General features: G+C 70.9%; 19 protein-coding genes. 9 read left to right on the top strand and 10 right to left on the bottom strand.

What is annotated here, in order from left to right:
* Positions 1 to 13 precede the first annotated feature (13 nt).
* Positions 14 to 2,242 carry a SpoIIE family protein phosphatase gene (locus ACIBF7_RS41750; RefSeq protein ID WP_148036734.1) on the top strand — a complete coding sequence of 743 codons (2,229 nt, stop codon included), beginning with the start codon at positions 14 to 16 and terminating at the stop codon, positions 2,240 to 2,242.
* A gap of 16 nt (positions 2,243 to 2,258) precedes the next feature.
* A complete protein-coding gene (locus tag ACIBF7_RS41745) occupies positions 2,259 to 3,035 on the top strand; it encodes an alpha/beta fold hydrolase (RefSeq protein WP_364233122.1) in 777 nt (258 codons plus the stop codon).
* On the opposite strand, the gene ACIBF7_RS41740 is transcribed toward ACIBF7_RS41745, so the two are convergent.
* Positions 3,032 to 3,193: a hypothetical protein gene (locus ACIBF7_RS41740; RefSeq protein ID WP_187281611.1), complete on the bottom strand. Its 162-nt coding sequence runs from the start codon at positions 3,191 to 3,193 to the stop codon at positions 3,032 to 3,034. The genes ACIBF7_RS41745 and ACIBF7_RS41740 overlap by 4 nt on opposite strands.
* A 39-nt stretch (positions 3,194 to 3,232) precedes the next feature.
* Positions 3,233 to 4,378, bottom strand: a complete 1,146-nt coding sequence (locus tag ACIBF7_RS41735; RefSeq protein ID WP_397199603.1) for an acyl-CoA dehydrogenase family protein — start codon at positions 4,376 to 4,378, stop codon at positions 3,233 to 3,235.
* Positions 4,379 to 4,599: 221 nt separating this feature from the next.
* Between ACIBF7_RS41735 and ACIBF7_RS41730 the strand changes: the two genes are divergently transcribed.
* The 6 genes from ACIBF7_RS41730 (at position 4,600) to ACIBF7_RS41705 (ending at position 10,736) form a co-directional block, all read left to right on the top strand.
* Positions 4,600 to 5,895 carry a hypothetical protein gene (locus tag ACIBF7_RS41730; RefSeq protein ID WP_397199602.1) on the top strand — a complete coding sequence of 432 codons (1,296 nt, stop codon included), beginning with the start codon at positions 4,600 to 4,602 and terminating at the stop codon, positions 5,893 to 5,895.
* Positions 5,892 to 6,677: a class F sortase gene (locus ACIBF7_RS41725; protein ID WP_148036738.1), complete on the top strand. Its 786-nt coding sequence runs from the start codon at positions 5,892 to 5,894 to the stop codon at positions 6,675 to 6,677. The genes ACIBF7_RS41730 and ACIBF7_RS41725 overlap by 4 nt, the downstream gene beginning before the upstream one ends.
* A 98-nt stretch (positions 6,678 to 6,775) precedes the next feature.
* Positions 6,776 to 8,062 (top strand): hypothetical protein, encoded by a 1,287-nt coding sequence (locus tag ACIBF7_RS41720; RefSeq protein WP_397199601.1) that lies wholly within the window; start codon positions 6,776 to 6,778, stop codon positions 8,060 to 8,062.
* A 6-nt stretch (positions 8,063 to 8,068) separates the two neighbouring features.
* Positions 8,069 to 8,830, top strand: a complete 762-nt coding sequence (locus tag ACIBF7_RS41715) for a class F sortase (RefSeq protein WP_148036740.1) — start codon at positions 8,069 to 8,071, stop codon at positions 8,828 to 8,830.
* A gap of 25 nt (positions 8,831 to 8,855) precedes the next feature.
* Positions 8,856 to 9,521, top strand: coding sequence for a hypothetical protein (locus ACIBF7_RS41710; protein WP_148036741.1), 666 nt, complete (start codon positions 8,856 to 8,858; stop codon positions 9,519 to 9,521).
* Between the two features lie 69 nt (positions 9,522 to 9,590).
* On the top strand, positions 9,591 to 10,736 hold the full coding sequence (locus ACIBF7_RS41705; RefSeq protein WP_397199600.1) for an acetyl-CoA C-acetyltransferase: 1,146 nt from the start codon (positions 9,591 to 9,593) through the stop codon (positions 10,734 to 10,736).
* Between the two features lie 105 nt (positions 10,737 to 10,841).
* Here ACIBF7_RS41705 and ACIBF7_RS41700 read toward each other — a convergent pair whose 3' ends face one another.
* From ACIBF7_RS41700 to ACIBF7_RS41675, 6 genes are all read right to left on the bottom strand, one after another.
* The gene (locus tag ACIBF7_RS41700; RefSeq protein WP_219552276.1) at positions 10,842 to 11,078 is read right to left on the bottom strand and encodes a hypothetical protein; all 237 of its coding nucleotides are present in this window, start codon (positions 11,076 to 11,078) and stop codon (positions 10,842 to 10,844) included.
* A gap of 2 nt (positions 11,079 to 11,080) precedes the next feature.
* Complete coding sequence (locus ACIBF7_RS41695) at positions 11,081 to 11,938, bottom strand: hypothetical protein (RefSeq protein WP_397199599.1); 858 nt, start codon at positions 11,936 to 11,938, stop codon at positions 11,081 to 11,083.
* Positions 11,929 to 12,234: a hypothetical protein gene (locus ACIBF7_RS41690; protein ID WP_271279653.1), complete on the bottom strand. Its 306-nt coding sequence runs from the start codon at positions 12,232 to 12,234 to the stop codon at positions 11,929 to 11,931. Before ACIBF7_RS41690 ends, ACIBF7_RS41695 begins: the two co-directional genes overlap by 10 nt.
* 58 nt (positions 12,235 to 12,292) lie before the next feature.
* The gene (locus tag ACIBF7_RS41685; protein WP_219552272.1) at positions 12,293 to 12,670 is read right to left on the bottom strand and encodes a YbaB/EbfC family nucleoid-associated protein; all 378 of its coding nucleotides are present in this window, start codon (positions 12,668 to 12,670) and stop codon (positions 12,293 to 12,295) included.
* The gene (locus ACIBF7_RS41680; RefSeq protein ID WP_397199598.1) at positions 12,670 to 13,074 is read right to left on the bottom strand and encodes a YbaB/EbfC family nucleoid-associated protein; all 405 of its coding nucleotides are present in this window, start codon (positions 13,072 to 13,074) and stop codon (positions 12,670 to 12,672) included. Before ACIBF7_RS41680 ends, ACIBF7_RS41685 begins: the two co-directional genes overlap by 1 nt.
* 111 nt (positions 13,075 to 13,185) lie before the next feature.
* Positions 13,186 to 13,311, bottom strand: a complete 126-nt coding sequence (locus tag ACIBF7_RS41675) for a hypothetical protein (protein ID WP_271279655.1) — start codon at positions 13,309 to 13,311, stop codon at positions 13,186 to 13,188.
* A gap of 145 nt (positions 13,312 to 13,456) precedes the next feature.
* Between ACIBF7_RS41675 and ACIBF7_RS41670 the strand changes: the two genes are divergently transcribed.
* The gene (locus ACIBF7_RS41670) at positions 13,457 to 14,017 is read left to right on the top strand and encodes an RNA 2'-phosphotransferase (protein ID WP_148036748.1); all 561 of its coding nucleotides are present in this window, start codon (positions 13,457 to 13,459) and stop codon (positions 14,015 to 14,017) included.
* Here ACIBF7_RS41670 and ACIBF7_RS41665 read toward each other — a convergent pair.
* Both ACIBF7_RS41665 and ACIBF7_RS41660 read right to left on the bottom strand, forming a co-directional pair.
* On the bottom strand, positions 13,994 to 14,668 hold the full coding sequence (locus ACIBF7_RS41665; RefSeq protein WP_397199597.1) for a response regulator: 675 nt from the start codon (positions 14,666 to 14,668) through the stop codon (positions 13,994 to 13,996). The two genes, ACIBF7_RS41670 and ACIBF7_RS41665, sit on opposite strands and share 24 nt — an antisense overlap.
* Positions 14,632 to 16,161 carry a histidine kinase gene (locus tag ACIBF7_RS41660; protein ID WP_397199596.1) on the bottom strand — a complete coding sequence of 510 codons (1,530 nt, stop codon included), beginning with the start codon at positions 16,159 to 16,161 and terminating at the stop codon, positions 14,632 to 14,634. Before ACIBF7_RS41660 ends, ACIBF7_RS41665 begins: the two co-directional genes overlap by 37 nt.
* Positions 16,162 to 16,283 lie beyond the last annotated feature (122 nt).

Below are 16,283 nucleotides of genomic sequence, written 5' to 3'. Positions count from 1 at the left end.
GAGTGGTCTCCGGATGACACGCTGGGGGGATCTGTCTCACGACGCGGCTGATCGCCTTGCCGCCGAGTCCGTTCTCGACCATGCCGACATGGCCGTGGTGGTGACGGACCGGTTCAGCAATCTCCTCTACTGGAACCCCTTCGCCGAGAAGCTGTTCGGCCGGCCTGGCAAGTCGGCGCGCGACTCCTCCGTGCTGTCGTTCGGCATCATGGAGAAGGACCACCCGCAGGCGATCGAGCTGGCCAAACACGTGCTCAAGGGCAACGTCTGGGAGGGCACGTTCGACGTGCGCCGCGGCGACGGCGCCATCCTCTACGTCCGCGCGCAGGCCGTGCCGCTGCGCCACCCGTCGGGCTCGGTGACCGGCGTCGTCATCACCGCCCGCGAGGCGCTCCGCAGCAACGAGCGCGAGAAGGACCGCTTCGGTCTGCTGGAACGCATCGGCGAGCGGCTGGCCGGCTCGCTGTACGTCGAGGAGACGCTCAAGCGGGTGGCCGAGATGCTCGTCCCGCAGTTCGCCGACCACTGCTTCATCGAGCTGATGGAGGGCGACCGGCTGGTGCGCCGGATCTCCCAGCACGTGCAGGGCTGGGAGCCGCCGGCCGGCACCTGGAAGCCCGTCGGCGCGGAGATCCGCTACCCCGCCGGCCACTACGCCGACGCCGCGCTGCGCCGCCAGGAGACCATCCTGGTCGACGACTTCTCCGGCAACAGCTTCCCGTCCCCGAGCGAGGGCAGCGCGCGGCTGTGCGGCGAGATCGGCATGACCTCCGCGATCGTCGCGCCGCTGACCGTGCGCGGCGAGACGCTGGGCCTGATGTACCTCGGGCTGTCCAACCTCACCGACCGCCGCAGCCCTCACTACGACGCCTTCGACCGCGACTTCGTCGGCGCCATCGCGACCCGCGTGGCGGTCGCGATCGACAACGCGCTGCTGTTCGAGGAGGAGCGCCACACCGCCGAGTCGTTCCAGAAGCACCTGCTGCCGCGGGCGCTGCCGCAGCTCGACGGGCTCCAGATCGCGGTCCGCTACTACCCCGCCGCGCCGCTCGCCTCCCACGGTCAGGGCATCCAGACCCAGGTCGGGGGCGACTGGTACGACGTGATCCCGCTCTCGGCCGGCCGGGTCGGCATCGTGATCGGCGACGTCGAGGGCCGGGGCGCCAAGGCCGCGGCCATCATGGGCCAGCTGCGCGCCGCGCTGCGGGCCTTCGCCCAGGACGACAAGTCGCCCGCCGACATCCTGGCCAGGCTCGACGAGTGGACCCGCATCATCGCCACCCCGGAGAAGGACGACTCCGGGGCCGACATCAGCATCCCGCCCATCGTCACCTGCCAGTACCTCGTCTACGACGCCTGGTCGCGCCAGCTTTCGTTCGCCAACGCCGGCCACGCGCCGCCGCTGCTGCTGAGCGACGGCGAGTGCGTCGAGCTCGACATAGAGGAGGTCGGCCAGCCGCTGGGGGTGCGCGCCAAGGGCCTGCACGCCGACCTGGTCTACAAGGAAGAGACCCGCACGCTCCCGCCCGGCGCCGCGCTGCTGCTCTACACCGACGGCCTGGTCGACCGCCGCCCCACCCGCACCGGTCCGGCGCAGGACGAGGAGGAGACGCTCGGCCTGCTCTGCGAGAAGCTCGCCACGATGACCAAGGCCGAGGTCGAGCGCATCGCCGAGGCCGCCACGGTCGCCGTGCCCGGTGAGATCGACGACGACATGGCCATCCTGGTCATCCGCTCCAGCGACGAGGACCTCGACGTCGAGGAGCGCACGTTCCCGGCCCAGCCGATCATGGTGGGGGAGGCGCGGCGGATGGCCTCCGACGCCTTCGCCGACTGGAACGTCCCCGAGGAGCGGGCCGAGCTGGCCTGCCTGCTGGTCTCCGAGGTCGTCACCAACGTCGTGCTGCACGCCTCGACCGCCACCGTGCCGCGCAGGGAGCTGGTCGTCGACGGGCCGCCGCTGCCCTTCGAGGAGTCGTGGGACGTGCCCGGCTTCGACAGTTTCGACGACGATGTGGTCGGCGACAAGGAGTTCACGCTCCGGCTGCGCCGCGGCGACGAGTCCGTCTGGGTCGAGGTCTTCGACCAGGACCTGCGGCTGCCGCGCATCCGCAGCGCGGGCGAGAACGACGAGGGCGGCCGCGGCCTCTACCTCGTCGACCAGTTGGCCAAGCGCTGGGGCTCGCGTCCTACCAGGGAAGGCAAAGCGGTCTGGTTCGAGATTCCCACCAGGGGCCGGTGAGTGGTTCACTGCCTGCATGGAGCTGGCCTTCGAACGCCGCGGCACGGGCGAGCCGCTGATCCTCGTCCACGGCATCGGTCACCACTGGCAGGGATGGCTGCCGGTGATGGACCGGCTGGCCGCCTCGCGCGACGTGATCGCCGTCGACCTGCCCGGGTTCGGGCGCTCGCCCGGACTGCCTGACGGCGTCCCGTACACCCCGGAGTCGCTGGCCGACGCGGTCGAGTCGTTCTGCGCGCTGCTGGGCGTCCGCGAGCCGCACGTCGCGGGCAACTCGCTCGGCGGCTACCTGGCGCTGGAGCTGGCCTCGCGCGGCACCGTACGCACGGCGACGGCGCTCTCGCCCGCCGGGTTCTGGTCCCGCTCGGAGCTGCTCTACTGCCAGGCGGTGCTCAGGGCGACCCGGAAGACGGCGCGCTCGCTGCCGCCCGAGCAGGCCGCCGAGCTGGCGGAGAACCCCGTCGGCCGGGCGCTGTCGGTCGGCCTGATGGTCGCGCACCCGTCGCGGATGACGCCGACCGCGCTGCTCGCCGCCACCCAGGCGCTCGCCTCGGCGAGCGGGTTCGACCAGACGCTGGAGTCGTTCACGAACGTGATGCCGCCCGCGCCGCCCAAGGCGCCGATCACCATCGCCTGGGGCGAGCACGACCGGCTGCTGCCGCGCCGCCAGGCCGTGCGCGCCGCCAAGTGGTCGGGTCAGCGGGTCAAGCTGCTCAAGGGCTGCGGCCACCTGCCGATGACCGACGACCCGGCGCTGGTGACGCGGGTGCTGCTGGAGGGCAGCAGCGGTTAGCGCATCGTCTGCCCCCACAGCAGCAGCATGACGATGATGAAGACGATCACCACTCCGGCGTAGCCGACGGGTCCGAGCCGGATCGCCCGGCGCACCCGGTTGAGGCCCCAGGCGAACAACAGGGCCAGGAAGACCAGGAGGATCAGGCCGCTGTCCATGCAGTCCAGTATGCGCCGCCGGCTCGGGTTCCGCGCGGGTCAGAAGCCGAAGGACCGGCCGATGATCTCCTTCATGATCTCGGTGGTGCCGCCGTAGATGGTCTGCACCCGGCTGTCCAGCCAGGCCTTGGCCACCGGATACTCCATCATGTAGCCGTAGCCGCCGTGCAGCTGGAGACACCGGTCGATGACCTTGGTCTGCAGCTCGGTCGTCCACCACTTGGCCTTGGCCGCGTCGACCGCGGTGAGCGTGCCGGCGTTGAGCGCCAGGACACACTTGTCCACGTAGTGGCGGGCGATCTCCGTCTCGGTGGCCAGCTCGGCCAGGACGAACCGGGTGTTCTGGAACGAGCCGAGGTTGCGGCCGAACGCCTGGCGGTTCTTGCAGTACTCGATCGTCGCGGCCAGCACCGTCTCCGCCGCCGCCACGGCCGCCACCGCGATCGACATCCGCTCCTGCGGCAGGTTGTTCATCAGCTGGAAGAAGCCCTGGCCGTCCTCGGGGCCCAGGCGGTTGGCGACCGGCACCCGCACGTTCTCGAAGAACAGCTCGGCGGTGTCCTGCGCCTTCATGCCGATCTTGTCGAGGTTGCGGCCCCGGCCGAAGCCCTCCATGCCCCGCTCCACCACCAGCAGCGTCACGCCCCTGGCCCCGGCCGACGGGTCGGTCTTGGCGACCACCACCACGAGGTCGGCGTTGATGCCGTTGGTGATGAACGTCTTCTGCCCGTCCACCACGTAGTGATCGCCCTCGCGGACCGCGGTCGTCCTGATGCCCTGCAGGTCGCTGCCCGCGCCCGGCTCGGTCATCGCGATCGCGGTGATCAGCTCCCCGCTGACGAACCCGGGCAGCCAGCGCTGCTTCTGCCCGTCATCGGTCAGATCCACCAGGTACGGGGCCATGACGTCGTTGTGCAGCGAGAAGCCCAGGCCGGAGGCGCCCTTCCCGATGAGCTCCTCGACGATGACCGCGTTGTAGCGGAAGTCCTTGATGCCGGCGCCGCCGTACTCCTCCGGCACCGAGAACCCGAACATGCCGACCTCTCCGGCCTTCTTCCAGACGTCCCGTGGCACGATGCCGTCCTTCTCCCACTGGTCGTGGTGGGGGGCGACCTCGCGGGTCATGAACTCGCGCACGGTCTCCCGGAAGAGCAGGTGTTCCTCGTCGAAGAGGTCTCGCTCCATGACGCCTCCTAGGTGGGTTCTCCGGACACCAGAATACGATTCTGGAGACCTGGACACGGGTTCATCACAAGTGCAATGAGATGCACCTGTTGTCTGGCTTGCCGCCCCTAAGATCTAGCTTCGGTTTCGTGTGTGCGTGATCGGAGAACGCCGTGAGTCGGTGGCGTAGGGCATGGATAGCCGCATCAGTCGGCTTAACGGCTTCGGCCGGGCTGCTGACGATGCCCGCGGAGGCGCAGACCTTCAATCTGGTCGTCGACTACAGCTGCACCAATGGGGTCGCGGGCAGTGCTCCGGTGACGCTCAGGGCTCGTGTGCAGATCCCGACGACCATGCAGACGGGCAGCATGCTGTCGCTCGGCTGGACGGTCGAGTACACCGGCACCCGCCGGTTCATGTCGCCCGACTACTTCCCGGCCGGGGCCAAGGTCTCGCTCGTCGGCAACGTCAAGCTCGAAGGCGCCTGGAACGGCGTCCTGCAGCCGCGCGGGGTCGAGGAGCAGGGCGACCTGCAGCCCAACATGCGGCTGGAAGTGCCCGAGGGCATGTCCTCCGAGGCGCATATGACCGAGGAAGGCGTCATCCAGCTGACGCCCCAGGGGCTCACCGTGGACTTCGTCCCGCCTGAGGGCGAGGAGATCGTCAACGACGACGAGGTCAGCCGGATCACGTACAAGGGCGGCTGGTACCACCAGGGCTCCCTGCCGATGCAGTACGGCGACTACGGGCGTGACCTGCACACGACCGCGAACCGCACCGACGAGGCCGTCATCAAGTTCCACGGCACCGGGTTCGAGGTCATCGGCCGCCGGATGCCGGACGTCGGCAGGATCCGGGTGATCATCGACGACGACCAGTCGGCGATCGTGGACACCTCGAAGACCGAGAGCGGTGAGCCCACCAATGTCATCGAGGGCAACTCCACTCTGTGGCGGCGCGACGACCTCCCCTACGGGTTCCACAGGCTGGCGGTGCGGGCCCTCGACGACGGCAAGGACGTGCACCTCGACGCGTTCAAGCTGCTCACCGCGGATCTGATCAATCCGCCGACGCTGCACCGGTCGACCTGCACGATCACCAACAACCCGGGCACGGTCGAGATCAACGTCGGCGGAGCCAGCCCCGATCCGACGGACACGCATGACCCTGACCCGACGGACACGAACGACCCCGATCCCACGGACACCGGGACGCCGACCGTAACCCCCACCACGACCCCCAGCACCACGCCGCCCGGCCACCATGACCTGCCGAACGACGGCGGGCGCCACGTGAGCGTGGTGGTGCCCGGAAGCACCACCACGCCGACGCCGTCCGCCAACCCCACCGTCACGAACTACAAGGCGCAGGTCGTCGCGACTCCTACCGGCGGTGTGGACACGGGTGAGGCTCCGGAACGGGAGGCCGGCTCGCAAGCACTGCTGCTGAGCGGCAGCCTGCTGTTGATGGGCAGCGTCACCGGTGGCCTGCTGATGCGGCGCCGCCGGGCCGAGCATGCCGGAGGGATGGACCGATGACCCAGCCGCAGAAGTCCCCGACGAGCCGGGCGATGCCCGCGCTGCTGATCGCCGGTTCGCTCGGCGGCGTGGGCGTCATCATGGTCGGCCTGCTGTCGTTCATCCCGCCGGTGGACGACGGCTCGGGCTCGGTCCCGCTGGCGCAGGGCGAGCCCACGCCGGTGCAGTTCCAGAACGCGGGCGCCTTCCAGCTCGCGCCCACCGTCGGCCCCGGCGGCGACAACGTGCCGCTCACCCCGGCCCGCCTGGAGGCGCCGCCGCCCCTGGCCGCCGTGCCGACCGTGGCGGCGATCCCGCCGGTCAAGTCGAAGAAGGCCAAGGCCAAGACCCGGCCGACCCGGATCCGCATCCCCAAGATCAAGGTCAGCTCCCGGATCAACCCGGTCAAGCTGACCAAGACCGGCGCCCTCGGCACCCCGCCGCTCAGCAAGCCCAACGTGACGGGCTGGTACAACAAGAGCCCGCTCCCGGGCGAGCTGGGGCCCTCGATCATCAACGGCCACGTCAGCACCAAGAAGGGCGCGGCCGTCTTCAAGCGCCTCAACGAGCTGGCCAAGGGCGACCACATCTACGTGTACCGCTCGGACGGCAAGGTGGCCCGCTACACCGTGAGCGGGATCGAGCAGGTCAGCAAGAAGACGTTCCCGACGAACCGGGTGTACGGCAACACCAACGACGCCCAGCTCCGGCTCATCACGTGTGGCGGAGTCTTCAACCAGAAGGCGCACAGCTACACCGACAACATCGTGGTGTACGCGACGTTGTCGAAGAAGAAGGGCTGACGGTCTGGTTTTGGTTGTTTACAGAAGCCTGACAGGATGAGTCCGTATGCTCTTCCCCAACTGTGACCGATGAGACCACGCTGTATTGGAGAAGGACAGTGCTGACGTCCCAGGCGAGGCGCCGCCTCGTCCAGAAGACCTCCTCGGCCTTAGGGCTGGTGGGCACATTCGTCCTTCTTGCCGGCTCGCTGGTCGTCAGCGCCGCCCCCGCGAGCGCGGCGGCCCTGGCGGTCGAGAAAGACATCATCTTCACCTGCACCGGCGAACGTTTCACCAACACCTCGATCACGGTCAAGTTCAGCGCCCCTGATTCGGTGCCTGCGGGCTCGCCCTTCAACCTGACTTTGGGCATCCCTGCTCTAACTCTCGGACAGGCTGTGACGACGGCGACGACCGTTTCGGTCAACGCCCAGATGACGGTGACCGGCGGCACGGTTACGCCGGGCGTTAAGCCAGGGGCTCAGGTTCCCGTGAACACCACGGCGATTCCGGCAGGCAACGTGACGTACCCCGTCGCGGTGACCGCGGGCGCGACCGGCAAGGTAACCATCAAGCCCACGACCCTGACCCTCGGTCTTACTTCGCCGGCAACGCCCGTGGAGACCTGCACTCCCTCCACCGCCACCGATGTCCTGGAAGTCCCGATCGGCACGGGTGGCGGCGGCAACACCGAGGAGATCGTCAGCTACACGTGCACGGCCGGCACCGAGACGCCCGCCACCGTCGACATCAAGATCACGCCGACCATGCCGACGGGCGCCAAGGCCAACCAGGACGCCTCCATCACCTGGGCGGCAGCCGTCCAGACGACCGGTGACGAGCTGAAGGTGCCGACGACCGGGTTCCCGACCGGCAGCAAGTACTTCGCCACGGTCAAGGCCAGCGGCGCCGGAGCGCCCGCCACGGCGACGGGCGAGGCGGCCATCACCGGGACGGCTGGGCAGAGCCTGACGACCCTGCCCAACGTGACGATCAAGGTGAGGCCCACGACCACCGGCACCGTCACCATCACCCCAGGCGACCTGGCCTTCGGTACGAGCGCGACCGCGGCGGCCCTCAAGTGCACGGCTCCCACGACCGGTCTGCCCACCTTCACGTTCCAGGTCGCCGCGGGCACGCCGACCGACGATCCCACCGACGACCCGACCACGACGCCGACCGCGACCCCCACCAAGACGACCACGGTGATCGTCACCGAGACCCCCACCACGCGGACCACCAGCCCGACGGCGCGCTCGTCCAAGACGCCGAAGGACGGGGTCGCCACCGGGGCCGGTGGTGACGCCGGGCCCGACGGGCGGATGTTCGTCCTCGCCGGATCCATGCTGATCCTGGCCGCCGGGGGTGGCGGGCTGCTGATGCGCCGCCGCGCCGCCAGGGGGTGATCGGCCGTGGTCAACCAGTATCCGTACGGCTCACCCGTACCGCCGCCCCCGCAGCCGGACGACGGCGGGAAGGTGCTGCGCACGACGCTGCTGGTCGCGGCGATCGCGGGGGTGGTGACCGTGGTCGCGGGGATGCTGATCGTGCTGGGCGCGCCCGAGGAGTACGGGCTGGCGAGCGATCGTGACTCGCTGGCCCTGACCGCGCAGCCCGAGGGGAAGGCGGGGCAGCCGGAGCAGGCGATGTTCCAGGCCGCCCCGGATGTGCCGCCGCCGCTGCCGCAGATCCAGCCGGCCCCGGCGATGCTGCCGTCGAGCCCGGTGCGGCTGAAGGTCAAGCGGCTGGGCATCGACGCGCCGATCAAGTCGGTGGGCCTGGCCAAGGACGGCACGATCCAGGTGCCGCCGTCGGACAACCCCAACCTGGTCGGCTGGTACCGGAACATGTCGACCCCGGGCGAGGCCGGCCCGGCGGTGGTGCTGGGCCACAAGGACACCCGGACGCGCAGCGCCGTGTTCGCCCGCCTGCCCGAGATCCGCAACGGCGACCAGATCGAGGTCAAGCGGCAGGACGGCGTCACGGCCGTGTTCACGGTCGGCGGCGTCGAGCAGGCGGACAAGAAGACGTTCCCGACGCAGCGGGTCTACGGCCCGCAGCAGAACGCCCAGCTCCACCTGATCACCTGCGGTGGCGTCTACAACCGCAACACCGGCCACTACACCGACAACGTCATCGTGTACGCGACGATGACGAGCTCCTATCGAAGCTGATCGCGGAGGGCGCGCAATGGGCTGGATGGCGAAGCGGAGACTACGTACTGGCCCCACGGCGGCTCTGCCCGCCAGGCCGGACCGGTCGGAGCTGCTGCGGCTGGTGCGGCTGGCCGACCCGGGCGCGCGGGAGGACGGGGACGACGTCGTCGCCGTCGACGTCCGGGTGCACGCGCCGGTCGAGGCCGATCCCGGCCTGGTCGGCGGCGAGCTGGAGCAGGTGTGGGCGTGCCGGGTGACCGCGGAGGGCCCGCTGCCCGTCGACTACTTCGACCGCTTCCTGGCGGAGGGGCTGGCGTTCCGGCTGGGCGGGCTCGCGGTCTGCCGGGGCGAGGTCACCGATCCCGCCGACGAGAGCCTGCCGGGCGGGCCCGCGGTCATCCTGCCGGTCAGGCCCGCCGCCGAAGAGCTGATGGAGCTGCTGGAGGGTGAGGTCGAGCAGGAGGAGGAGTTCGTCTTCACCGCCGGCGGCGTCCGGGTCCTGGTCGTGCCGGAGAAGGGGCAGCCGCCCGCGGCCCAGGAGCTGCTGCCGTTCGCGGCCGAGCTGACCGCCCTCGAACTGCGCGGCGACGACCAGGCGAAGCTGGCCACGCTGGCGCTGTCGCTGTCGGACGCGCTGAACGGGCTGGTCGTGGACCGGTGGCGGTTCCGCGTCGACCGGGCGGAGGACCTTCTGCCGCCTTCGTCATAGGCACCCGAGCAACGTTCTGCTGTACTCTCGGGGAGAGAACCGAATATTGCTCGGTTTACAGGAGGAACAGTGGCAGAGGCGTACATCGTCGGGGCCGTCCGGACCCCGGTCGGAAAGAAGAAGGGCGGCCTGTCCACCGTCCACCCCACCGATCTTGCCGCGCACACGCTCAAGGCACTGATCGACCGCACCGGTGTAGACCCCGCGGCGGTGGAGGACGTGATCATGGGGTGCGTCATGCAGTTCGGCCCCCAGTCCCTGGACATCGCCCGTAATGCCTGGCTGTCGGCCGGCCTGCCGGAGACCACTCCCGGCGTCACCATCGACCGCCAGTGCGGCTCCTCCCAGCAGTCGATCCACTTCGCCGCGCAGGGCGTCATGTCCGGCACCCAGGACCTGGTCGTGGCGGCCGGCGTGGAGTCGATGAGCATCGTGCCGATGGGCTCGCCGGTCTCCGCCGCGCTGGAGAAGGGCATGCCGTTCCCGTTCGGCGAGACCTGGGTCGAGCGCTACGGCAAGCAGGAGATCTCCCAGTTCCGCGGCGCGGAGCTGATGTGCGAGAAGTGGGGTCTGGAGCGCGCGGAGCTGGAGCGCTTCGCCCTGGAGTCGCACCAGCGGGCGGCCAAGGCCATCGCCAACGGCTACTTCAAGGAGCAGATCGCGCCGGTCAACGGCGTCGAGGACGACGAGGGCCCGCGCGCCGACACCACGCTGGAGAAGATGGGGTCGCTGAAGACGCTGAAGGAGGGCGGCCAGATCACCGCCGCCACCTCCTCGCAGATCTCCGACGGCTCCGGCGCCGTGCTGATCGCCTCCGAGCAGGCCGTCAGGGACCACAACCTGACCCCGCGCGCCCGCATCACCCAGCTCACGGTCGTGGGCGACGACCCGGTCTACATGCTGACCGCGCCGATCCCCGCCACGCAGAAGGCGCTGAGCAAGGCCGGGCTGTCGATCGACGACATCGACGTGGTGGAGATCAACGAGGCGTTCGCGCCGGTGCCGCTCGCCTGGATCAAGGAGCTCGGCGCCGACCCGGCCAAGGTCAACCCCAACGGCGGCGCCATCGCCCTGGGCCACCCGCTGGGCGCCACGGGCTCGATCCTCATGACGAAGCTGCTGAACGAGCTGGAGCGCACCGGTGGCAGGTACGGCCTGCAGACGATGTGCGAGGGCGGCGGCCAGGCCAACGTCACCATCATCGAGCGCCTCTGAGGCCCGTCGGGGCAGGCGGCGGGGACCTTGGCGGGCGACCCCGCCCCCGGCCCTGACGCGAACGGCGCCCCGCTCCCCGCGAAGGGGGGCGGGGCGCCGTTCGCGTCAGGGGAGCTCGGCCCCGTCGTCGGGCAGGGGCGAGTAGTAGACGGTGACGTAGGGCCAGGGGTCGCCGTCGTCGTCGGTGTCGCTGTGCAGGATCAGGTCGCGGATCTCGATCCCGCCCATCTCCTCCAGCGTGCTGGCCAGCCGGCGCAGCAGCATGGGGACGTCGCCCTGCTCCTCGCCCCGCGGGTTGTTCAGCGAGAAGTGCTGCGACTCGAATCCGACCCGGTCTGCCATCGTTATTTCCCTCGCCCTCTCTTCTGCTTGTTCCTGTCGCCTTCGAACTTCTCGGCCTTGCGTATCTTGCCTGCGGCCCTGTTGAAGACGCTCCGGTCGTAGGGCTGACCGTTCTCCTTCGCCTCCACGGCCTCCAGTTCCTCTTTGTTGAGGTTGGCCTGCGACTCGGGACGGCCGCGCCCGCCTCCGCGCCCGCCCCGGGCCATCTGCATGATGCCGGGCATGTCGTCCATGCGGTTGCGGAACCCGGAGACCGGGATCCGCCCGGGCCCTCCGGCGCCCGCCAGGGCGGTGCCGCCGGGACCGCCGGGGCGGCGCAGGTTCTCCAGGATGCGCCGCATCGGGTCGGTGACGCGGCGCGCCATGCCGGGCGCGAGCTCCCTGGTCGCGCCCTCGAAGGCCTCGCGGTAGATCTTCGTGCCGGCCCGCCTGGTGGCGAGCAGCGTGGCGAGCGACATGACGCTGCCGTGGGGCGGGGGAGTGAGCCTGGACAGCGCCAGGCGCACAGTGGCGACGGCCGCGACCGTGCCGACCGCGACCTTGGTGGCGGTCACCACGTTCGCCATGCCGTCCAGCGCCACGGGCGCCACCCGCATCGCCGTCGCGGCCTGGGCCAGGTGGCCGGAGTCGGCGCCGGTCGTCTGCCAGAAGCCCTGTAACTGGGTGGCGCTGCCGCCCCGGTAGACGGCTGAGGAGGACAGGACGGTCGCGTCCGCTTCCGATCCGGCCGTGGCCGTCCCGCTCTCGACGGTGCGCACCGCGTCGGCGTCGCCGCGGATCAGGTCCTCGTCGACGTTGGGGAACGGGACGCCGGCCAGATCGAGGGCGAAGTGGAGCTCCGGCGGCAGGACTATGCCCATCGGTCCGGCTCCGGTGTGGTGAGCGCGGTCTCCACGGCCCCGATGTTGGCGGACGCCGCCACCATGCCGTCGCCCACGCCGTTGATCGAGCCGGACAGGCCGGGCACGGCGGTGAGTATGACCTCACGGCACTCGGTCCAGGCCAGTTGCAGGGCGGCGAAGAGCCCGTCGTCGCCCCACTGGCCGCCGCCCTCGCGGAGCCGCGCCACCGCCGCCTCGTAATCTTCCCCGTGCTGGTGCACCCGCGTCGCCTGCAGCCGCAGGGACTCGGGCGCCATCTCGAACCCCGTACTCATAGATGTGACGATAGCGAGGAAAGGTGACTTATGTGGTTGTTGTGAGTCGTTGCGGTTGTCAGCCGGGCCTGTTCAGTTGTTCGTTCAGCGCGGCGAGGTCGAGGCCGGGGACGGCCTCCTGGACGGCCGCGCTCAGGAGCGCCTCGGCCTGACGCCGGGTGTCGTCCTGTGCGCGCCGCACGGCCAGGAGGATCTCCTCGGCGAGGACGTGGCTGCCCTCGCGGGCGGCCTGGGGGCCCAGGACGACCTCCAGCACGCGCCCGTCGACCGCCGCGGACGCCTTCACCTGGACGCGGTCGCCCGTGCCGGTGCCGACGATCCCGGCCAGCCTCTCCTCCTGCTCGGCGAGCAGCGCCTCCAGGCGCCCGGCCTGCTCGGCGGCCCTGTCGACGTCCTGCTCGCGGATGTCGCCCGGGTCGAGGTCGAAACCGAACATCACAGCCCTCCCGAGTAGAGGTCGCGGGCGGCGGACTCCACCCGGTGGCGGACGAACGTCTCGTCGAGCGGCTCGGGGAGGACGCCGACGCGGGCGGTCGCCTCGGCGACGATCTCCTCGGTGCGCTCGGTGGCGGCCTCCTGCGCCTGCTGGATCGCCTTGGTGACCTCGGCGCCGAGGGTGCGCGGGTCGAGGCGGAGCGCCCGGGGGTCGATGTGCAGCCCGCGCATCGCGCCGTGTCCGCCGGCCCGGGCCCTGATCATGCCCTGGGCGGCCTCGCCGGCGCCTTCGACCTCGGCGATCAGGCGCTCGGCCCGGCGCAGGTCGCGCACCGCGGCCTGGGTCCGCTCGACGACCTGATCCAGGTAGTGGGTGTCTTCACTGGGGTCCGATGGCCAAGACATGCCGTGGATCCTAACGTCCCGGGAAAGGCGCGTGCCCCGCCCCTGTCGGGAGAGGCGGGGCACGCGTGGGTCGCGGCGACGCCGCGGACCACCACCATCCTGGTAGTGGCTTCAGCGGCCCTTGGGCGGGATGCGGCGGGGCGGCGCGATGGGGCGCTGCGGCATGCGCGGCATCTGCTTGGGGGCCGGCGGGCGCTTGCCCGACTTATCGGATTTGCTGGAAATGTGGGCACGCATAAGAAGGCTCCTTTACGTAATGGCAGGGATCGGCTTCGTGGGCCGGGCCGTTCGACGGCCCCGGCGCATTACTGGTAAAGGCGCATGACTCGAAGGTAGATGTCCCGTAAGGTGCGGCACAACCGATTTATCGACGGGGGTGCCCATGGACGAGCGGCGACTCGTACGCGTCTCCAAGTACGTGGCCAAGCACCTGCGTCACCAGCCCGAGCGCATCGGCATCGCGCTCGACGAGCAGGGCTGGGTGGACGTCGAGACCTTCCTGCGGGCCGCCGCGGCGCACGGCTTCCCGATCGGCCGCGAGGAACTGGAACGGGTGGTACGGGACAACGACAAGCGGCGCTACGCCCTGGACGGCGACCGGATCCGCGCCAACCAGGGCCACTCCGTCACCGTCGACCTCGGCCTTCCGGTGACCGTGCCGCCCGCGTACCTCTATCACGGCACGGTGGCGCGGAACCTGGACGCGATCAGGGAGCGGGGGCTGCTGCCGATGGACCGCCACCACGTGCACCTGTCGGCCGACCGCGAGACCGCCACCCGGGTGGGCGCCCGCCGCGGCCGGCCCGTGGTGCTGCCGGTGGACGCGGGGGCGATGCACGAGGCCGGACACGAGTTCCGGGTCAGCGCCAACGGGGTGTGGCTGGCCGAGCGGGTGCCGCCGGAGTACATCGCGTGGCCGTCAGGAGCCCCCGGACGGCAATGATCCCGGGGTGGCCTGAAGGTAGGCCAGGACCGCCATGACCCGCCGGTTGTGGTCGTCGGACGGAGGCAGGCCGAGCTTGGCGAAGATGTTGTTGGTGTGCTTGCCGATCGCCTTGTCGGTCACCTGGAAGCGGGCCGCGATCGCCAGGTTGGACATGCCCTCCGCCATCAGCGCGAGCACCTCGCGCTCCCGTCGCGTCAGCGTGGCCAGCGGCTCGTCCCGGCCCCGGTGAGTCAGGAGCTGGGAGACGACCTCCGGGTCCATCGCGGTGCCGCCGCCCGCGACCTGGCGGACGGCGTCCACGAAACGGTCGACGTCGCCCACCCGGTCCTTCAACAGGTATCCCACCCCGCCGGAGCGGTCGGACAGCAACTCCCTGGCGTAGAGCTGCTCGACGTACTGGGACAGGATCAGCACGGGCAGCCCCGGCACTTGGCGGCGTGCCTCAAGCGCGGTGCGCAGGCCTTCGTCGGTGAAGCCGGGCGGCAGGCGCACGTCGACCACGGCCACGTCCGGGCGGTGCCGCACCAGAGCCCGCAGCAGCATGGGAGCGTTGCCGACGGCCTCCACCACGGTGCAGCCGTGGGCCGACAGCAGGCGGACCAGGCCGTCCCTCAGCAGTGCGAGATCTTCGGCGATGACAACGCGCACGGAAGCTCCATGGTCAGTTCGGTGGGGCCGCCGGGAGGGCTGCTCACGGTGAGCGAGCCGTCGAAGGCGGACAGGCGGTTCTCGATGCCGCGCAGGCCGGTGCCCCGGTCCAGGCGGGCTCCGCCGTGACCGTCGTCGCCCACGCCCACGCGCAGCACGCCGGCCACGTGGCGGAGCCGTACCCAGGCGTGGGAGGCGCCGCTGTGCTTGGTCGCGTTGGTCAGGGCTTCGGCGGCGGCGAAGTACACGGCGGACTCGACGGGCGGCGGCAGCCGGCCGGGCAGGTCCAGGTGGAGTTCGACCGGCATGGGGCAGAGCAGCGCGGACGCCTCGATGGCCCCGGCCAGGCCGCGGTCGGCCAGCACCGGGGGATGGATGCCGCGCACCAGGTCGCGCAGGTCCGTCAGGGCCTCCCCGGCGGCCTCCCGCGCCTCGTCGATCGCCCGGTGCAGCTCGTCGGGGTCGCGGCAGCCGCGGGCCAGCGCCAGGTGCATGCGGATGGCGATCAGCTTGGCCTGGGCGCCGTCGTGCAGATCGCGCTCGATGCGGCGCACCTCGGCCTCACGCGCGTCCAGCACCGCGGCGCGGGACGCGGCCAGCTCCCGGATCCTGGCGTCCGGTGCCGGGCGGGTGTCCAGGAGCAGCCGTGCCAGCCGTGCCTGACCGGTGCGGAACAGGGGGACGGAGATGAGGATGATCACCGCGATGGACGCGACCGACATCGACAGGGCGAACGTGCTCAGGCTGCTGTTCTCCATCGGGCGCAGCCTGAAGAAGACGTGGTCCAGAGCGGCCAGCATCGCCCACATCACCGCAAGGGGTGCCGGGCCCGTGACGCTGTGCACGGCCAGCCACAGCATCGTCCGCCGTGTGCCGTGCGGGGCCTGAAGCGAGGCCCCGGCACCGCGGTGACGCCCGACACCGCCCCTGGCGTTCGTGTCGCGGTTCCTGCCGTGTGTGTCGCGGTTGCTGCTGTCTGTGTCGCGGTCCCTGGCGTTCGCGTCGCGGTTCCTGGCGTTTGCGTCGCGGTCCCTGATGTCCGTGTCGTGGTCTCTGCGGTTCGCGTCGCGGTTCCTGCTTTCCGTGTCCCCGTCCCGGGGTAGGACCCGGCCCGCCCAGCGGCGCTGGAAAGCGGCCAGACGGTGGGCGAGCCCGAGCGAGCGGGCCAGCGGCGCGGCCAGGGGGCCGGCCACCGGCTCCAGCGCGGCGCTCACCGTGACCAGCGCGAGCAGCGCGAGCGCGGCCAGCCCGGTGACGGCGTTGAGCGCGAGGTCCACCAGCCCGGCCGCCGTCCTCAGAGCCTTGGCCGCCAGGCCGGCCGCCGTCTTCAGGGCGCGGGCCGCCGGTCCGGCCGTCTTCAGGGCTTGAGCCGCTAGTCCGGCCGCCGTCAGGGCCTGGGCAGCGGGCCCGGCCGCCGTGTTCCGGGCCTGGGCCGACGGCCTGTCGGCGGGCTTGCGCAGGGCGTCGCCGGGTGCGGGTCGTGTCCGGGTCACGGTTGCAGTCTGCCCTGTGCGTGGGTCTGTGACGGTAGGGCCGGCCCCACCGGCGAAGGTGGGGATTCTCCACCCGCCCTGGTGGGCGGGCGCCCATGGAGGACGGGCTTTCCGGCCACCAG

The sequence above is a fragment of the Nonomuraea sp. NPDC050478 genome (genome assembly GCF_044458265.1).
In the GTDB taxonomy this organism is placed as follows: Bacteria; Actinomycetota; Actinomycetes; order Streptosporangiales; family Streptosporangiaceae; genus Nonomuraea; species Nonomuraea ferruginea.
Note: the sequence above shows the minus strand (reverse complement) of the source record. Positions and strands in the feature narration are given on the sequence as shown.

Excerpts from the sequence above, each read along its gene's own strand:
- ACIBF7_RS41680 (WP_397199598.1), bottom strand. The coding sequence starts at position 13,074 with ATGTCTTGGCCATCGGACCCCAGTGAAGACACCCACTACCTGGATCAG.
- ACIBF7_RS41675 (WP_271279655.1), bottom strand. The coding sequence starts at position 13,311 with ATGCGTGCCCACATTTCCAGCAAATCCGATAAGTCGGGCAAGCGCCCG.
- ACIBF7_RS41730 (WP_397199602.1), top strand. The coding sequence starts at position 4,600 with ATGCCCGCGGAGGCGCAGACCTTCAATCTGGTCGTCGACTACAGCTGC.
- ACIBF7_RS41710 (WP_148036741.1), top strand. The coding sequence starts at position 8,856 with ATGGCGAAGCGGAGACTACGTACTGGCCCCACGGCGGCTCTGCCCGCC.
- ACIBF7_RS41690 (WP_271279653.1), bottom strand. The coding sequence starts at position 12,234 with ATGAGTACGGGGTTCGAGATGGCGCCCGAGTCCCTGCGGCTGCAGGCG.
- ACIBF7_RS41745 (WP_364233122.1), top strand. The coding sequence starts at position 2,259 with ATGGAGCTGGCCTTCGAACGCCGCGGCACGGGCGAGCCGCTGATCCTC.
- ACIBF7_RS41700 (WP_219552276.1), bottom strand. The coding sequence starts at position 11,078 with ATGGCAGACCGGGTCGGATTCGAGTCGCAGCACTTCTCGCTGAACAAC.
- ACIBF7_RS41685 (WP_219552272.1), bottom strand. The coding sequence starts at position 12,670 with ATGTTCGGTTTCGACCTCGACCCGGGCGACATCCGCGAGCAGGACGTC.
- ACIBF7_RS41670 (WP_148036748.1), top strand. The coding sequence starts at position 13,457 with ATGGACGAGCGGCGACTCGTACGCGTCTCCAAGTACGTGGCCAAGCAC.
- ACIBF7_RS41695 (WP_397199599.1), bottom strand. The coding sequence starts at position 11,938 with ATGGGCATAGTCCTGCCGCCGGAGCTCCACTTCGCCCTCGATCTGGCC.
- ACIBF7_RS41740 (WP_187281611.1), bottom strand. The coding sequence starts at position 3,193 with ATGGACAGCGGCCTGATCCTCCTGGTCTTCCTGGCCCTGTTGTTCGCC.
- ACIBF7_RS41750 (WP_148036734.1), top strand. The coding sequence starts at position 14 with ATGACACGCTGGGGGGATCTGTCTCACGACGCGGCTGATCGCCTTGCC.
- ACIBF7_RS41725 (WP_148036738.1), top strand. The coding sequence starts at position 5,892 with ATGACCCAGCCGCAGAAGTCCCCGACGAGCCGGGCGATGCCCGCGCTG.
- ACIBF7_RS41735 (WP_397199603.1), bottom strand. The coding sequence starts at position 4,378 with ATGGAGCGAGACCTCTTCGACGAGGAACACCTGCTCTTCCGGGAGACC.